The sequence below is a fragment of the Phyllobacterium sp. A18/5-2 genome (assembly GCF_025452215.1).
Lineage (GTDB): Bacteria > Pseudomonadota > Alphaproteobacteria > Rhizobiales > Rhizobiaceae > Phyllobacterium > Phyllobacterium sophorae.
Map to the genome: position 1 here is coordinate 368,523 of NZ_CP104968.1, position 16,065 is coordinate 384,587.

At 57.7% G+C, this 16,065-nt stretch carries 14 protein-coding genes and 3 pseudogenes; 9 read left to right on the forward strand and 8 right to left on the reverse strand.

The annotated features are described in order from the left end of the window. Positions 1-253: 253 nt before the first annotated feature. From N8E89_RS28120 to N8E89_RS28130, 3 genes are all read left to right on the forward strand, one after another. On the forward strand, positions 254-733 hold the full coding sequence (locus tag N8E89_RS28120) for a sulfocyanin-like copper-binding protein (RefSeq protein ID WP_262263436.1): 480 nt from the start codon (positions 254-256) through the stop codon (positions 731-733). A 213-nt stretch (positions 734-946) separates the two neighbouring features. After that, a complete protein-coding gene (locus N8E89_RS28125) occupies positions 947-1,216 on the forward strand; it encodes a hypothetical protein (protein ID WP_262263437.1) in 270 nt (89 codons plus the stop codon). A 406-nt stretch (positions 1,217-1,622) separates the two neighbouring features. Further along, positions 1,623-2,606 (forward strand): methyltransferase, encoded by a 984-nt coding sequence (locus N8E89_RS28130; RefSeq protein WP_410010487.1) that lies wholly within the window; start codon positions 1,623-1,625, stop codon positions 2,604-2,606. A 341-nt stretch (positions 2,607-2,947) separates the two neighbouring features. On the opposite strand, the gene N8E89_RS28135 is transcribed toward N8E89_RS28130, so the two are convergent. From N8E89_RS28135 to N8E89_RS28145, 3 genes and pseudogenes are all read right to left on the reverse strand, one after another. Beyond that, the gene (locus N8E89_RS28135) at positions 2,948-3,934 is read right to left on the reverse strand and encodes a methyltransferase (RefSeq protein WP_262263439.1); all 987 of its coding nucleotides are present in this window, start codon (positions 3,932-3,934) and stop codon (positions 2,948-2,950) included. 503 nt (positions 3,935-4,437) lie between these two features. After that, a pseudogene (locus N8E89_RS29630) lies at positions 4,438-4,524 on the reverse strand (type II toxin-antitoxin system mRNA interferase toxin, RelE/StbE family); the annotation flags it as partial. A gap of 166 nt (positions 4,525-4,690) precedes the next feature. Further along, on the reverse strand, positions 4,691-5,593 hold the full coding sequence (locus N8E89_RS28145) for a LysR family transcriptional regulator (protein WP_262263440.1): 903 nt from the start codon (positions 5,591-5,593) through the stop codon (positions 4,691-4,693). A 179-nt stretch (positions 5,594-5,772) separates the two neighbouring features. Here N8E89_RS28145 and N8E89_RS28150 point away from each other — a divergent pair, with 179 nt between their 5' ends. After that, positions 5,773-6,765 carry an NmrA/HSCARG family protein gene (locus tag N8E89_RS28150; protein WP_262263441.1) on the forward strand — a complete coding sequence of 331 codons (993 nt, stop codon included), beginning with the start codon at positions 5,773-5,775 and terminating at the stop codon, positions 6,763-6,765. Between the two features lie 262 nt (positions 6,766-7,027). On the opposite strand, the gene N8E89_RS28155 is transcribed toward N8E89_RS28150, so the two are convergent. Both N8E89_RS28155 and N8E89_RS28165 read right to left on the reverse strand, forming a co-directional pair. Beyond that, the gene (locus N8E89_RS28155; protein ID WP_262263442.1) at positions 7,028-7,216 is read right to left on the reverse strand and encodes a hypothetical protein; all 189 of its coding nucleotides are present in this window, start codon (positions 7,214-7,216) and stop codon (positions 7,028-7,030) included. 946 nt (positions 7,217-8,162) lie between these two features. After that, the gene (locus N8E89_RS28165; protein WP_262263731.1) at positions 8,163-8,399 is read right to left on the reverse strand and encodes a hypothetical protein; all 237 of its coding nucleotides are present in this window, start codon (positions 8,397-8,399) and stop codon (positions 8,163-8,165) included. A gap of 454 nt (positions 8,400-8,853) precedes the next feature. Here N8E89_RS28165 and N8E89_RS28170 point away from each other — a divergent pair. From N8E89_RS28170 to N8E89_RS28190, 5 genes and pseudogenes are all read left to right on the forward strand, one after another. Further along, positions 8,854-10,177 (forward strand): annotated as a pseudogene (locus tag N8E89_RS28170) (epoxide hydrolase family protein). A gap of 95 nt (positions 10,178-10,272) precedes the next feature. Next, the gene (locus N8E89_RS28175; protein WP_262263443.1) at positions 10,273-10,860 is read left to right on the forward strand and encodes a VOC family protein; all 588 of its coding nucleotides are present in this window, start codon (positions 10,273-10,275) and stop codon (positions 10,858-10,860) included. A 76-nt stretch (positions 10,861-10,936) separates the two neighbouring features. After that, the gene (locus N8E89_RS28180) at positions 10,937-11,614 is read left to right on the forward strand and encodes a type 1 glutamine amidotransferase domain-containing protein (protein WP_262263444.1); all 678 of its coding nucleotides are present in this window, start codon (positions 10,937-10,939) and stop codon (positions 11,612-11,614) included. Positions 11,615-11,786: 172 nt separating this feature from the next. Further along, a complete protein-coding gene (locus N8E89_RS28185; RefSeq protein ID WP_262263445.1) occupies positions 11,787-12,497 on the forward strand; it encodes an SDR family NAD(P)-dependent oxidoreductase in 711 nt (236 codons plus the stop codon). 12 nt (positions 12,498-12,509) lie between these two features. Continuing rightward, positions 12,510-12,749 carry a tautomerase family protein gene (locus N8E89_RS28190; RefSeq protein ID WP_262263446.1) on the forward strand — a complete coding sequence of 80 codons (240 nt, stop codon included), beginning with the start codon at positions 12,510-12,512 and terminating at the stop codon, positions 12,747-12,749. 299 nt (positions 12,750-13,048) lie between these two features. Here N8E89_RS28190 and N8E89_RS29635 read toward each other — a convergent pair whose 3' ends face one another. The 3 genes and pseudogenes from N8E89_RS29635 to N8E89_RS28205 all read right to left on the reverse strand — a co-directional run bounded on the left by N8E89_RS29635 (position 13,049) and on the right by N8E89_RS28205 (position 16,057). Then, on the reverse strand, positions 13,049-13,381 hold the full coding sequence (locus tag N8E89_RS29635) for a GNAT family N-acetyltransferase (RefSeq protein WP_410010488.1): 333 nt from the start codon (positions 13,379-13,381) through the stop codon (positions 13,049-13,051). A gap of 341 nt (positions 13,382-13,722) precedes the next feature. After that, positions 13,723-14,559: an alpha/beta hydrolase gene (locus N8E89_RS28200; protein ID WP_262263447.1), complete on the reverse strand. Its 837-nt coding sequence runs from the start codon at positions 14,557-14,559 to the stop codon at positions 13,723-13,725. Between the two features lie 11 nt (positions 14,560-14,570). Next, positions 14,571-16,057: pseudogene (locus N8E89_RS28205) on the reverse strand (NAD-dependent succinate-semialdehyde dehydrogenase). Between the last annotated feature and the right edge of the window lie 8 nt (positions 16,058-16,065).

The following is a 16,065-nucleotide window of genomic DNA, read 5'->3' on the forward strand; positions in this document are numbered from 1 at the left end:
CTTGATCCGGGGCATCCTGCGTGACCGTGGCGACGAAGAGCTCGCTCCGAGATATACATTTCTCATAAGGTGACCGGCGACCCGAGGAGCGATAGTCGCAACCTGTTTTGAAGCTTGAGAATGGTCGGGGCGTACAAAGGTGGTCTGCTGGTGTGGATCTTATATTGAGAGTATTCTCCTCATTAAAGGATAGGCTTAGTTGACCTCGGTTGCGGTCGCTTACTCCATGCCGCGGGAGGAGCCTCTGATTGCGATGGCGCGCTTTGCCCACCTTGCCCTTCTTGCCTTCGCCTTGGGAGTGTTGCCCCAAATTGCACTGGCTGGAGAGCCTTTCGTCCCGGGTTGGATCAAGAACGATCCCGCAGCCAAGACAGTGGCTATAGAGATTGTTGCCGATTGGAACCAAGTCGAGCGGTACCGCAGGGACAACATCCGGACCGACATAATCGACTTCAACGGCTACTGGGGCGGCAATCTCACGATCATGGTGCCAGCAAAATGGTCGGTACAGATCGAGTTCATCAATGGCTCCTCGTCTTTCCGGCACAGCCTGATGGTGACCAGGGTCTATGCTCAGTCAGAGATGCCAGTGAAGTTAACGGCCAAAGATGCGATCTGGGGAGTGTACACCGATCCGCCAGCAGGAATCAAAACCAATGAGAGGAGACAACTCACCTTTTTGCGCGGCAGGCCGGGAACTATTTCCTCGCCTGCGCGAGGCAAACGCATCTGATGGACGGACACTGGATCGGTTTCGAGGTGAGAGACAACCTCGAGCAGGCCGTGGCAATCGTTCATGACGACAAGTTTCCGCAGGAGCAGCCGCCAGGACGTCCATAGGTCTGCGCGAGAAGCCTGCGCGCCATGGCGTCGTCTTGGAGACCGATGCAATCCATGGCGGCTTACAATCTATGCGGAAAATCGTTCGAATAGTGGAGATCCCAGAATGAAGATTGATTTAGGCGAAGTGCTTGATCCATTTCGCAGGCACGTCATCGACATCAAAGATGCGCTTGCTCACGCCCGTTATCGCTACGATGGGCTCGATTTGATCTTGGAAGCGGTCTCGGACTCCAAGGTCCGCGGTGCCTCACAGGAAATTTTCGCCGTGGCGGGTGAAAAGATGAATGTCGTTGACGATATGCTGGACGAACTCTATCGGCAGCTATCTGACGCCGATCGGATGCTCGAAGGTTACGCGTCAAAACGAGAGTGACAGCGGGCGAAGGCCCGTTCGTGCCGCGATTGTCGATGCGGTTACAAATGCAGGCCGCGTCATTGCACTTATCGATATCTTCGGACGCATGCGCAGTCGAATTCGAGGCGAGACAGCTCACCCCTCCGGCATAGACTGACTTAATTTCCGCTTCGCGCCAAGAGAGGACATTTTGCCCTCAGCAAATACACTGAAAGCGGAGCCCCTAAATTAATCCTTCGCAGGCGGTCTTTCGTAACAGGGCGCGCTTACCGAGTGAACCCTTCGCTCAGCCTAGCCTTGCCGAGCCAAAACTATGACGGTAGTTTTTACCGCTGTTGAAATACCGCCGCAGCGAGACCTCGCCCGCCAAGGTAACAGCCAATTGGAGGATCAAGTCGTGAGCACAGCAACACCAGAACATATCATGCAAGTTGGGATGGGTTTTTGGGCATCCAAAACGCTCTTGAGTGCTGTCGAACTAGGGGTGTTTAGTACATTGGCAAATGCGCCGGCCGACCTGCCGACGCTTCAAAGGAAGCTTGCGCTGCATCGGCGATCAGCCCGAGACTTTCTCGATGCGCTGGTGGCGCTCAAGTTGCTGGAGCGCGAGAACGGCCTCTACAGCAACACTGTCGATACGGACCTCTTTCTCGACCGAGCCAAGCCATCCTATATCGGCGGTATCCTGGAGATGGCAAATGCCCGGCTCTATGGCTTCTGGGGATCGCTCACGGATGCCCTGCGCACCGGCGAATTGCAAAACGAGGGCAAGGGTGGAGGAGAAAACTTCTTTGCGGCAATTTATGCCGATCCGGAACGATTGCGGGGATTTCTAAGCGCGATGAGTGGAATAAGCGCGGGTGCAGCCAACGCTATCGCCGCCACTTTCCCATGGCAAGATTACAAGACCTTCATGGATCTTGGTTCAGCTCAGGGCATGGTTCCTGCCACTCTTGCCAGCGCCCATTCCCACCTGACCGGTATCGGTTTCGACCTCCCCGCGGTTCAACCAGTCTTCGAGGAATTTATTGCACGTCGCGGAGTGAAGGACCGAGTGCGGTTTCATGGTGGAAATTTCTTCGAGGATCCCCTGCCGAAAGTTGACGTCATCGTCATGGGCCACATCCTCCACGATTGGGACCTTACCCAGAAAAAGATGCTTCTAAGCAAGGTATTTGATGCTCTTCCGAAAGGCGGCGCAGTCGTTGTTTATGATGCCGTCATCGATGATGATCGCCGCAAAAACGCTTTCGGTCTATTGATGAGCTTGAATATGCTGATCGAGACGCCCGGCGGGTTCGACTATACGGGAGAAGACTGTCAGGCCTGGATGCGTGAAGCCGGATTCTCAAAAACGTGGTTGAAACCACTTGTGGGTCCGGATCTGATGGTGATCGGACTAAAATAGCTTGTCCAAGTGCGGGTTGCCGTTGCGTGCCTCAGGCGGATGGCGCGAGTTCCGCTAAGCTTATGAGCCGGGCTTTTCAGCCACAATGCGCTGGCTAATCGAGCCACTATTCGAAAATCTGAGAATTGCCTAACTCAAAGGATAGATGCAGACATCCGCTGCCCGAGTCAACGCACTACTCCCGATCAATCTGTGCCCACGCATATTCGTCGATAGCAGCCTCTCCGCCGCCGAGAGCCGAGACGACGTCGGCGAAGAGTGAATGATAGCCTTGAGGTTTCCCGCTGCCATGATTTTTTTCTTCAGGTCAGCATGTCAATGCCTATAACATTCAACCACGATCAGCCCGTGAGGCGCGCACGAAACAATGTGCAGCCGTCCGTCAGGCGCGACCTGGAGATATCCCGGAATCCAGCCTCGGTCATCCACGCGCGATACTGACCTTCAGTGTACGATCCGCCGTGGCGATAGAGGTTCAAGAACGTGACATTCAGAAAGACACCCTCAGGCGGGCCGAGGCGGTCGTCATCGACGACGCCCCACCCCGCAATTGCGATCTCGCCCCCTGGTGTGAGGCAACGCGCCGCGTTCAGGATCGAACTACGCGCTTGGTCCGGCGGAAGGACCTGGACGACGGCCTTCAGGATCGCCAGATCGTGCCGACCGATCGATGGCGCGACAGTTATGTCCCCCTCTTCGACAACCACGTCGTCGGCACCGTATTCTGACAGGATAGCTGGGGCGACCGCTGCGACCGTTGGGAGTTCCATCAGCGCCGCCGCAATCTGCGGCCGCCGCTCGCGCAGTCCGACAAGAATGGTCCCGGCGCCCCCACCGATGTCGATCACCGATCCGATCGCCGAGAGGTCCATCTCCCGGGCCAGATGTCGGCCGAAAATCACCCCGCCCGGCGCGAGCATGCGGCTGAAGGCCACCGCGGCCTCAGGCCCCGCTTCGGAAAAGTCGTGCAGCGCAGCCGGCCGGTTCTGTCGCAGCGACTCTGCGGTCAGCAGGTCGGCTCCCCAGAGCTCGCGCAGGAGCGCATGATCGCCGCCGCGATAGGTCGGCTTGGACGCGTCGAGGAAGGCCATGGCTTCGGCTCCGTTGCGAAATTGACCATCCTTGACTTCGAGGAGACCGATGCTGGCAAGCGCGTAGAGGAGCCGCGACAGACGGTGGGGCTCGATTTTGAGTGCGGCCCCAAGCGTGTCAGCAGTCGCGGCCCTGCCACCGAGCCGGGTGAAGATGCCAAGGTCCAGCCCGGCGCAAAGCGCCAAGGCGGGGGGCACCGCTGCGACCAAGTTGTCGATCCGATCAGAATCCACCATGTCACATCCCCTTCTGCGATCTGGTTACTCGAGCGCCCACTTCAGTTTCGGTGTAGTAGACTAACTACATCGTCTTGCGCCTCATCCTTTAGATGAGAACTGTGAATTTGTTTCGATACGTATCGCAGATGTTTAAAGAAAATTCGTCTGGCAAGACGTTATTTTGTAATCTTGCGCTGATCTTTTATCTGGATTGCTGTGTCATCATCCGTCCGCACACTACTACTCTGTCATACCAATGTTGTAAGCACCTGTACGGAAAATAAGGCGGCATTTTCGGTCCAAACTGTTAAGGTTGCAATACATCCTCATTCTGGTGTTCGTTCAGAACCGATCACCGAGCTTTTTGCCGATTCTTGTTGTAGCGCGTATGTCTACAATCCCTCTTCGGCCGTTCGGACAGGGATTGCCTTGAACGGATACGAACTGCAGGATCCTCGAGAGCGAAAAACTGCAATGCAAGGCGTACGCGGTATAACAAGCTCCCTGGTTCTAGCAATTCAGCCGGGTCGACCGCTCTCGAGAAAGTCGAGAAGACGGCGTGCGGCGCGGACGATTTCCTCGTCGACGTGAACCGCCGCCCTCGGATCTGTGCTTTGTAACTGAAGAAGGTTTCGAGAAGCCAAAGCCAGATCGCTAGCCACCGAACCTCAGTTCCAAATCGATGCGTTGCATGCCCGCTCCTCAGTCGAACGTTCGAGGACGCCCTAGTCCGCTAAGCCGCGCGTCGCTTTCGTCACCGGCCAGGGCAGCCATTTATGTGTGCGCCATCAACGACACAATAGCCTCCCGGATCCAGCGTTGGCCGCCGTGTCCGTGACTGCGCTCGTGCCACACCATTCCCACTGCGAAACCTTCGACGGGAAATGGGCAGTCTATTACCATGAGCTTGTCGGCACGGTCGCGTACGAGACGTTCTGGAACAAGGGCAACGAAGTCCGAGTAAGACACGATCTCAGGAACGAACAAGAATGAGGCTGCAGATAACACCGCATTGCGTCTGTGTCCGAGGTCAGCCAAAACCCCGTCCACTGGCGTCACAAAGCCACCGCCGTCCAAGGAAACAATTACCTGGTCCATCTCAGCAAACTCCTCGACCGTGATTCCCTCTCGTAGTCTCGGATGCTTCCGTCGGCCAATGAGCACATAGCGCTCGTTAAACAGGTGTCGAGTACGAAGACTCGGCGAAACGGCCTGCGGCGTCATGAGCGCCAGATCCACATCACCCCGCGCCATCTGCGCGTCCAACTGCGGCACGTCGAGATTGCGCAGCGCGACACGGACTCCGGGTGCCCGCATCCTGAGTTCCACGACGAGCGGCTTGACCACCACCGCCTGCAGATAATCTGTACAGGCGATAGAGACGGTTAGCTTGGCTTTAGCCGGGTCGAAGTTCCCATGGGAAACAACCGTGGCTCGAACTTGGTCAAGGGCCTGGCGCAAAGGATCGAGCAACTCCATTGCTTTAGCGGTCGGCGTCATTCCTCGCTGTGCAGGAATCAGCAGTGGGTCGTCGAACTCATGCCTGAGGCGGTTTAGCTGGGCACTTACCGCCGGTTGGCTCAGATTCAGGCGAGCGGCCGCCTTCGTCACGTTCTGCTCCACAAGCAGCGTCTCAAGAGTGACCAGCAAATTGAGATCCAGGCGCTTGGTATCCATTGAATGGATAGTAGCCGAACATTCCTATGATTTCAAATATAGTTCGAAACAGGCGAGACTTCCCGGCCTGAGGTCCGACCTTTTCCGCGGTCGCCGTTCACTAGCACCTGGTGGACAGCAACCGGGCGACTCCGGTTCACGACCTCAGGTTCAGGAATCTCAAGACTAGGAGAAGTTGCATGATCCAAGCCGATACGTCCAAACCTCTGATCACTGTTGTCGGTGCCTCGAGCAAGCAAGGCCGCAGTGTCGCCGAGGCCCTGCTCGACAGTGGGCGCTACCGGGTGCGTGCCCTGACGCGCCGCCGCGATAGCCAGCCCGCGCAAATCTTGGCGCAGAAGGGCGCCGAGGTCGTGGTGGCACCCCTTGAACTCGGCATGGAAGCGGAGCTAACCGCGGCCATGAGCGGCTCGTACGGAGCATTCTTGATGACGCCGCCCATTGTCAAGGTGCCGCCGGAGGAACTCGAGCTTACCCTCGGCATGGAATTGGCTAACGCGGCGGTGGCCGCTGGCGTCGAACATGTGGTTTTCAGCGCGCTCGAAAATGTCGAAGCGCGTACCGGCGGCACGAAGTGGGCGCCGCACTTCACCGACAAGGCGAAGGTGGAGGACTACATTCGCAGCTTGCCCGTTCGCAGTTCGTTCGTGTACCTAGCGTTTTACTACACCAACTTCCTAGAATACTATGTGCCGCAGCGCGGGGCCGACGGCATAACGTTCGCCATATACTTGCCCCCGCATATACCCATGCCGTTCTGTGATCCGCTCACTGCCGCCGGACCGGCGGTGCGCGAGATTTTCGATCACCCGACGCAATACGCCGGCAAAACCCTACCAGTGATCGGCGAGTTTCTCTCGGCGCAAGAAATGGTGGGCACTTTTGTGCGGGTTACCGGGCAGCGGGCGCACTATGCCTCCGCTTACTCGCGCGAAGACTTGTTGCGCCACTTTCCGAATTTTGCCGCCGACGAGCACCTCGTGCGCGAATTGGTGGGCATGGTGGAATACGCTGTCGAGTATGGCTATTACGCCCCCGACCGCGACCTGACGTGGAGTCGGAAAATCGATCCGCATGCGTTGACTTGGGAGCAATTTGTGAAACGCAGCAATTGGCAAGGCGACCTGCTGTCCTATGGCGCCACCTCTGTGGCGGAGCTTTTGTCGACGTGACAGGGGTGACGCTGCATTCGCGCTGTGAGTACGTTGTTGGCGTTTGCGGACTGGCTGAACCCGGGCGTGCTCGTTCACCAACTCGCCCACTACATCCAGTAGTTAACAAAGTGCCGATGTGTGAGGTAGAAGCCAATACCGGTCAATGCAGATGGCTGCAATCAATGGGCGAAAGCCCAAGAGACTACATTTCAGAGGGAACCATACTCCGACTACCGGAGATAGTGAGTTCTCGAAACTGGATTGGCTGGCGGCAGAATGATTAGCCACGGCCCGAGTATTGAGACATGAGGTTCACCCATCTCTGAGAGACGATGGTTAGGTCCTCTTTCACGGAGAATTCACCATTGGTCGTGACGATATTCGTGGTCTCGCCGGCTTGGGTAATCGTGATGACTGCATACGGGTTCACATGCACCGGAAAGCCATTAGGATAGGTAAGTTCGAGCATAGCGGACTCCTTTCCCCTCCCCCGTGTATCCAATTACTAACCCAACCGGAAAGCAAGGGCGCTTTGACTGATGATCATGAGTCGTCCAATGCCGACGGAATGCATCACTGCCATTGATGCCAGAGTGGGCAGAGGGCGAGTTTCATCGAAGAAAGTTTATCGTCCTTGGATTACTGCGAGAACCTTGGCGTTGGGTATGTCCGTTCGCAAGAGTTGCCGAGCGTCACTCGACGATATTTTCCCGTTCATCGCGCCATCAATATATCGCTTACAGTACAGTGGAATAGGGTTTTTCTGGGTGGTCCTCATACACAAGGCGAGGATCTCTATTCTGCTCTTTCGTTCGACCGGCGCTCGTACTCAGGCATTCATTCATCTTGGCCTTATAGAATGCTGGATTGGTGCGATACAGTTGCCGGACAGATCGAGAAGGCTAAACAAAATGTCGTTCGCTTGAAACAGCTCTGCTCGCAGGGCTGTGAGGAATTGAAGGCCTGGAGAAGGCGATCGCTGGACAATTTCTTGCACGGTGACTTGCGCAGCAGATCTCGAAGCGCAGCCGCTCAAAAAGGGGTGCCACCCATCGTTCCATGCGAGGCATTATGCGATTTTTGAAGCACAGAACGAGAACAGCGAAGGTTTGACTTTCGCTGTGTCTCTCAGCGTTCCGTTTCCACGGGGAGGTCAATCCGAAGAATCTTCATTGCAACTTCCAGCTTTTCACCTTACCGGCATATCTGCGTATCGCTGCATCGTTCGTAATGTTCGGCTTAGATTTGATTTTGCTCTTCCCGACATCGTTTCCTGTTGCCTATGAGCGGTGATAATCCACGCGCGCGAGTCAAAGAGTACGCCCTCCGCGGTCATATGCGCCTCCAATAAATGCCGGCTGATACAGACGTCGAAGCTGGCAGCGGGAAATGTGTGGTGCTGGGCGTCTCCCTGCTCAAACATAACATTTCGCAACCCCGCTTAGGCGGAACGTCGGCGCGTTGCGCGCTCGCCGTGGCGCCGGGCGAGCATATATGCTTCCAGCAATCGTGCGGCGGCAGCTCGCGCTGCTCTTGCTGATCTCGAGGTCAGCCGTGATGCGGTCGAGGCTGACCGGCTCGGCGCAGAGCAGCAGATAGCCGTAAAGGCGCGCCGCTGTCGAAGCACAGACGCGGAACATGTGGTCGATCAATCGGCCAGCCGGGCCGGCCCTATGCGTGCAATGCCATACGAATTTGTCCCACTCGCGTAGATGCTGCCCGTTACTCACTTTGGGTTAAGTGACATTCGTAGGGTTCTCGGCTATAGCTAGTGGCCATTCGACGCCCTGAAATGCACCGAAATAATCCCATTCTTTACACCGAATTTGATTAGCATATGCGGCGCGCAGTGCTGCACAAAAAGGTATCTGACAATCGATAAAGACGGCGAAAAACGAACTCTTCGTCGTGTCCATATGCAATGTCGAGGCCGCCAGGTGATGGATACCGTTGGCTCCGCCTTTAGTCCTACTGTTGTTGCTACCCGGTGGCGCGGATCGATCATGGATCACTGTCACCTCGTCTTGCAGGATTTCCCGGCAACGCGAGGTTGTCCTCAACGTTTAACAGTCAAGCCGCTGAACGCAGGCGCAATGGAGATTCAAGATGCGTAAGCGACTGAGACGGGAAGTTATCGATCAAGACCGGCGCCGGGTCTTTAGCGCTGCTGCGATGTCAATTGCAGCTGCTGCTGCCGCGGGCCTTTTCCCTTATCCGACGATGGCGGCCACGGCTGACGAAATCCGCCCATTCCGCGTCGATATTCCGGACGAGCAACTTGTCGATTTCCGCCGACGCATCGCCGCCACACGGTGGCCGGACCCAGAGACGGTTAATGATCAATCCCAAGGCATACAGCTCGCGAAGATCAAGCCGCTCATCGCGTATTGGGGGACCGACTACGACTGGCGGAAGGTGGAAGCAAAACTGAACTCTCTGCCCCAATTCGTCACCAAAATCGACGGAATTGAGATCTACTTCATTCACGTCCGTTCTAAGCAGCCCGGCGCTTTGCCTGTGGTCATCACCCATGGCTGGCCCGGTTCGGTGCTCGAGCAACTGAAAATCATCGATCCGCTCACGGATCCAACCGCCCATGGGGGACGTGCTGAGGATGCGTTCGATGTGATCATTCCCTCGATGCCGGGCTATGGCTTTTCCGGCAAGCCGACAAGCACCGGTTTTGGCCCTGACCATATCGTGCAAATCTGGGCCAAGCTGATGAAGCGCCTCGGTTACACGCGCTACGTTGCGCAGGGTGGCGATTGGGGCTCCCCAGTCTTAAACGCGATGGCGCGCCAGGCACCTGAAGGTTTGCTCGGCATCCACATCAACCTACCGGCGATCGTACCGCCCGAAATTGCCGCGGTGCTAGCGGTGGGCGGGCCTGCGCCAGCGGGATTGACCGAGAAGGAGCGCGCGACGTTCGATGCGCTCAGCGCTGGCACGAAGATGGGAAACAGGTCATATGCGTTGATGATGGGAACGCGGCCGCAGACGATCGGCTATGCGCTTGCCGATTCGCCTGTCGGCCTTGCCGCGTGGATGCTCGGGCATCCCGGTTTCTCGACGTGGACATACAATAGCAACGATCCGGAAAAGTCACCTGACGAGGTGCTTGACGATGTCACGCTTTACTGGCTGACGAACAGCGGCACTTCATCGGCGCGGCTTTATTGGGAGACCGGCGGCCGCAGCCCTGCATTTGCGGGAGCGGAGATGACGTCCGAAATTTCGCTCCCGGTCGCCATCACCGTTTTTCCGGGCGAGAGCTATCGCGCGCCGGAGACCTGGGCGCGGCGCGCCTATCGCAACCTGATCTATTTCCACGAGGTCGACAGGGATGGTCACTTTGCCCGCTTGGGAACAACCGACAATTTTCGCCCAAGAATTAAGGGCGGCGTTCGGATCGTTGCGACAACCAATCTGATGGGGAGAAGAACACCCCCTCAAGGCCCGGCGTTCCATTCGATGCTCGCATCTCGCACTCGGTGAGAAGTTCGTTCAATACCAAGGAGAGAATTCATGACCAATGCACGAGCAGACATGAAACTCGAGGTGGCCGTTATCCCTGCTTCGGATATCGATCGCGCCATGCGCTTTTACGACAGCCTGGGTTGGAGGCTTGATGCCGATTTCGTCCGGAAAGACGGGTCTCGCGCCGTCCAGTTCACGCCCCCTGGCTCACACTGTTCGATCCATTTGGGTAGCGCAACAGGCCTTTTTCTCGTCGTGCCCGACGTCGAAGCCGCACGCGCTGAGCTCGCCGATCGCGGTGTCGAAGTCAGCGAGGTGTTCCATAGTGGCGACGGGCCCGGCCGAGTCCAGGGTGCGGATCCGGAGCGGCGCAGTTACGCCTCATTCGCCTCCTTCAGCGATCCAGACAACAACAGCTGGCTGCTGCAGGAGGTAACCGCGCGGTTGCCTGGACGCGTCGACAACGACAACACGACATTCAGCTCGTCTGTGGCGCTTGCATCAGCACTGCGCCGCGCAGCGGCTGCGCACGGCGAGCACGAGAAACGCACTGGCGGTCAGCATGATGAAAATTGGCCGGATTGGTACGCCGAATACATCGTCCGGGAGCAGGCCGACGAGGAGCTGCCTTCATAACTGAAGACTTCGCCGGCAAGCTTATTGCAACATTGTCTATCGTTTTGGGCACCGCACCGATCAAGGAGAGGCGGCAATGAAGATATTGATGGTACTGACGTCGCACGATCAGCTTGGCAATACCGGCAAGCCAACCGGCTTCTGGCTGGAGGAGTTCGCTGCCCCTTACTACGTGTTCAAGGATTTGGACGCCACCGTTACCTTGGCCTCGCCAAAGGGCGGCCAGCCACCGATCGATCCCAAAAGCGACGAACCTGGCAACCAGACCGACGCTATGGCGCGGTTCAAGAGCGATCCGACCGCCCGGAAGGAATTGGCGAATACTGCGAGGCTTAGCAGCATTCTAGCGGAGGACTATGACACGGTCTTCTATCCGGGCGGTCATGGACCGATGTGGGACCTTGCCGATGATCCAACGTCGATCGCGTTGATCGAAGCCTTCTACAATTCCGGCAAGCCGGTCGCTGCTGTCTGTCATGCTCCGGCGGCTCTGCACAAGGTCAGCTATCAGGGACAGCCCATTGTGAAGGGCAAGCGGGTTACGGGCTTTGCCAACTCCGAGGAGGAAGCCGTGCAGTTGACCAAGGTCGTGCCGTTCCTCGTGGAAGATGAGCTGAAACGATTGGGCGGCCTGTACGAAAAGGCGGACGACTGGGTGGATTTCTCCATCGTCGACGGGCGGCTGATCACCGGGCAGAATCCGGCCTCGTCCGCCTCTGCTGCAAAGAAACTGGTCACGTTATTGCGGGCGTAGCGGCGCGAGTCGCCGGAAGCAACCCTCGAGATCGCAATGTTCGAAGAAAACGAGAAGGTTGGCAAGAGCGACATAGATTTATAGAGGACCAAGAAGCAGGCGGTCATGCCGGTCCTTGCCCAGATGGTCGGCAGCAATTCCGCTAGTCCGAAGATATCACGGAGTTTCAGTCATGAGCAGTGAACACAAAGTGGCGATCATTACCGGCGGATCGCAGGGCATTGGGGCCGGACTGGTCAGAGCGTATCGCGACCGTAACTATAGTGTGGTAGCAACGTCGCGCTCGATCAAGCAGAGTGACGACCCGGCTATACTTGCAGTCTCAGGCGACATTAGCGATCCCGAAACCGCCGAGCGTCTTGTCAAGGAGACGGTTTCGCGCTTTGGCCGGATCGACACGCTTGTCAACAATGCCGGCATCTTCATTGCCAAGCCCTTCACCGAATACACAGCGCAGGACTTCGCCTTAAAAGTCGCAACGAACGTCGCGGGCTTCTTTTATATTACACAGCGTGTTGTGGCCGAAATGCTCAAGAAGGGGTCCGGCCATATCGTCAATATCACGACAAGCCTGACCGATCAGCCTGTTGCCGGCGTTCCTACGGTGCTCGCCAACCTTACCAAGGGCGGCATAAACTCGGCCACCAAGGCGCTCGCTATCGAATATGCCACAAGGGGGATACGGGTGAATGCAGTTTCGCCCGGCAACATCAGTACACCGCTGCATCCTGTTGAGACCCACGAATTTCTCGCGGCGATGCATCCAGTCAAACGCATGGGTGAGATTCGCGACGTCGTCGAGGCCGTACTTTACCTAGAGTCCGCATCCTTCGTCACCGGCGAAATCCTTCATGTCGACGGTGGCCAGAGTGCCGGCCATTAAAGGAGCTTACCCATGCCTATCGTCACCATCCAAATAACACGGGAAGGATCCGCTCCTGGTCGCGATTTCGTCACGCCCGAGGAGAAAGCATCCTTAATCGCCGGAGCGAGCCAACTCTTGCTCGATGTTCTTCATAAGCCCCTTGAGGCGACCTTCGTGGTCATTGAGGAGGTTGAACTGGAGAACTGGGGTTGGGGTGGCCTGCCGGTGGCAGAATACCGCACGCAACTCGCCCAGGGCCGCCATCGTTGACCACAACGAAAAGCCCGTTGCACCCAGCACATGCTCCCTCGTTAGACGGCCGCGCCCACCATGCACCGCGGGGCAAGGACTATGCGCGTTCGGAGGACACAAAAGTGCATCATGGCGCGGTTCCCAAGTTTGCCAAATATCCCTCGATTTATGGTAGCGACCGGACCTAGGCCAGAGGTCGGCATCCATAAGATCCGGTTGTCATATTCCGGGATTCTATACGCGAACTGGAGCCTTTTGCGTCAAGTTTCCAACAGGCTGATGCCCGTTCCCAGACGCTCTGAACCCGCCGACTCGGGTCACCAGCTCCACGGGCTGAACTTGCTTTCATTGAGATCGTCCTCTATCTGAAATTGCGTTTCTCCGATCTTTGTGAAGCCATTCTCTACGTAGAAATTTTGCGGCACGCGTGTTTTCGGCATTGACGCAGAGCCAGACATCGGGCGTCCCGTCCAGGCGCAGAATTCCAGGCCAGTCGTTAATAGTACTCTTCCAGTTCCGGAGCCTTGGTGCCGCGGCCGGACATGCAGCGTTGCGATCTCAAGATCGGAGCAACCATGCAAAGGTGGTTCTGCGTCGCGGGCGATACGGATAAATCCATCGATCCCAACAGAGTTTTCGGAAACCCAGATAACGCTGTCCGTTCGCGATCTACTCGAAACGGGCCGTGGTGAACTCTTTCAAAGCACGACAAGCTCATCAAGGTGCGAGACATCATTCTTTTGTCGGCGCTTTACGGGGCAAGCGACGCGCGGACCGTGCATTCAACACCATCGACGAATGGTCTCGTAGGACACGACAATACCGCACTCAAGCAGCACTTCCTCAACTTCGCGCAGGGTCAGATTGAAGCGAAATTACAGCCAGATATGCCGTTTTCACAGTCGAACTGAATAAAGCATGAAACCGGGCGGGCTATGGTCGATTGTAGCACGAAGTTCTTTGCGACAGGCCCGAATGAGTCAAGCCGTCCTCACCGCGGTTTCTCGCTGGCATCATTGGCAATAAAGGCGTGCAATGCTGCCGCTACGGGTGTGCCAAAGACGGCGAGATCTCGTACCGTGCTCATGTGATCCCCATCAGCAACGTGTGAGGCTCGCACTTCAAGCCCTTGGGCGGCAAGAATGTCCCTAAAGGCATTTGCCTGGATTTTGAAGGGATTAGTTTCCAGCTCGCCCGTCATGATAGCGACGCGCGTTGCAGGGTCGTGCTCGCGACGCATCGGCGTAAACCGTCGCACCTCCTCGTCGCTCAAGGCGATCTCGTCACGCAGGAAAGACGTCTGCAAGGGTGCGAGGTCGTATAGCCCGCCAAGCAGGAAAGCAGAAATTACACCCGACGGCGCTAAGGAGCGATTAAAGAGAAAGGTCGCAAGATGTGCACCAGCGGAGTGGCCGCTGACGGAAAATCTGCTGGGCGTGGCACCAAAGCGATCGGCATGCGTCAGCAGGAAAGTCTTGGCTTTCAGGACCTGTCCGATCAGGACCTCCATCCTCGCCGTCGGCATCAACGAATAATCGACGATGGCGGCGACTGCGCCGGCGCGGGTGACGGTCTCAGCGACGCAGGAATAGTCCTCCTTGGAGAACATACGCCAATAGCCGCCATGGATGAACATGTGGATCGGCATGCCCGAGCCGGCAGCATTTGGCAGGAAAATGTCAAGCGTCTCGCCCGTCTCACGACCGTAGGCGACGTTGGCCTCCATGGCGACGGTGCGGCGCGTGGCGATGCTGCGGGTACGGATATCGTCGACAATGTCGTCGAAACTTGCGACATGGTCACGAATGCGGAACGGATCGGCGGCCACAGGTCCCTCCTTCATAAACTTGTCGCAATGTACTTGGCTTCCATGAACTCGGCGAGACCGTGACGCTGGCCTCCTTCACGTCCAAGCCCGCTCTGCTTCACACCGCCAAAGGGGGCGGCGGGATCGGAGACCAGTCCACGATTGAGCGCGATCATGCCTGCCTCCACCTTCGAGGCGACGCGCATGCCACGGCCCATGTCGCGGGTATAGATGTAAGCGGCAAGGCCATATTCCGTATCGTTGGCGGCGGCGACGACCTCTGCCTCGCTCTCAAAACGGTAGAGCGGAGCCACGGGACCGAAAATCTCCTCGCAGCCCATGTCGGAGGTCGGGGAAACATTCACAAGCACCGTCGGCGGATAGAAGAAGCCGCACCCTGCCATGGCCCGCCCGCCGCAAAGGACGCGCGCGCCCCGCGAAATGGCGTCCTCAACGAGCCGGTCGAGCTTCTCCACCGCCTTGCGTGTGATCATCGGACCGCATTCCGTATCCGAATGCACGCCCGGACCGACCCTGAGGGCGGCCATGCGCTGGGTGAATTTTTCCGCGAAGGCATCGTGGATTGCGGACTGGACATAAATGCGGTTTGCGGCCGTGCATGCCTCGCCCGCATTGCGCATTTTCGCCACCATCAGGCCCTCGATCGCTGCGTCGAGGTCCGCATCGTCGAAAACGATGAACGGCGCGTTGCCGCCGAGTTCCATAGAGCAGGAGATGACATTCTTCGCCGCTTGCGCCAGAAGCGTGCGGCCAACGCCCGTCGAGCCTGTGAAGGAGAGTTTTCGCACGCGCGGGTCGGCCAGCATGGCGGCGGTGACAGACCCGGGTGTCGACGTTGTCAGCACATTGACGACGCCGGGCGGCACACCAGCATCCTTGTTGAGGGCCGCAAGCGCATAGGCTGTTAGCGGCGTCTCGCTCGCGGGCTTCAGGATGACGGTGCAACCTGCGGCAAGCGCTGGCGCGATCTTGCGGGTCGCCATCGCAGCGGGGAAGTTCCACGGCGTGATGAGAACGCAGATGCCGATAGGCTGGTAATCGACGACGATCCGGTTCGCACCGGACGGGGCAATGCCGAACTCGCCGGAGATGCGCACCGCCTCCTCCGCGTTCCACCGGAAGAATTCCGCCGCATAGGCCACTTCGCCGCGCGCGTCGCGCAAGGCCTTGCCGTTCTCGAGCGAAATGAGCGTGGCAAGCGTTTCGGAGCGTTCCATCATAAGTTCGAAGCAGCGGCGCAGATCTCGGAACGCTTTCGCGGTGGCGTCTCGCGCCAGCCTTCCGCCGCACCTGCAGCAGCCTCGACGGCCGCCGCCGCATCCGCGACAGTCGCATCGGGCACGGCGGCAATGACGGCCTCGGTCGAGGGATCGATCACCTGAATGCGCCCCTCGCCTGCGGCTGGCCGCCAAGCGCCGCCAATATAGAGGCCGTCGGGGACCGAGCGGAACCCGAAGCGATCGTGGTCGGGATGCGGAGGATGCTGGTTGACGTTCATGATGTTTC

What these genes read in the sequence shown, in the direction of transcription:
- N8E89_RS28120 (WP_262263436.1), top strand. Translation starts at nt 254, where the DNA reads ATGGCGCGCTTTGCCCACCTTGCCCTTCTTGCCTTCGCCTTGGGAGTG.
- N8E89_RS28125 (WP_262263437.1), top strand. Translation starts at nt 947, where the DNA reads ATGAAGATTGATTTAGGCGAAGTGCTTGATCCATTTCGCAGGCACGTC.
- N8E89_RS28130 (WP_410010487.1), top strand. Translation starts at nt 1,623, where the DNA reads ATGCAAGTTGGGATGGGTTTTTGGGCATCCAAAACGCTCTTGAGTGCT.
- N8E89_RS28135 (WP_262263439.1), bottom strand. Translation starts at nt 3,934, where the DNA reads ATGGTGGATTCTGATCGGATCGACAACTTGGTCGCAGCGGTGCCCCCC.
- N8E89_RS28145 (WP_262263440.1), bottom strand. Translation starts at nt 5,593, where the DNA reads ATGGATACCAAGCGCCTGGATCTCAATTTGCTGGTCACTCTTGAGACG.
- N8E89_RS28150 (WP_262263441.1), top strand. Translation starts at nt 5,773, where the DNA reads ATGATCCAAGCCGATACGTCCAAACCTCTGATCACTGTTGTCGGTGCC.
- N8E89_RS28155 (WP_262263442.1), bottom strand. Translation starts at nt 7,216, where the DNA reads ATGCTCGAACTTACCTATCCTAATGGCTTTCCGGTGCATGTGAACCCG.
- N8E89_RS28175 (WP_262263443.1), top strand. Translation starts at nt 10,273, where the DNA reads ATGACCAATGCACGAGCAGACATGAAACTCGAGGTGGCCGTTATCCCT.
- N8E89_RS28180 (WP_262263444.1), top strand. Translation starts at nt 10,937, where the DNA reads ATGAAGATATTGATGGTACTGACGTCGCACGATCAGCTTGGCAATACC.
- N8E89_RS28185 (WP_262263445.1), top strand. Translation starts at nt 11,787, where the DNA reads ATGAGCAGTGAACACAAAGTGGCGATCATTACCGGCGGATCGCAGGGC.
- N8E89_RS28190 (WP_262263446.1), top strand. Translation starts at nt 12,510, where the DNA reads ATGCCTATCGTCACCATCCAAATAACACGGGAAGGATCCGCTCCTGGT.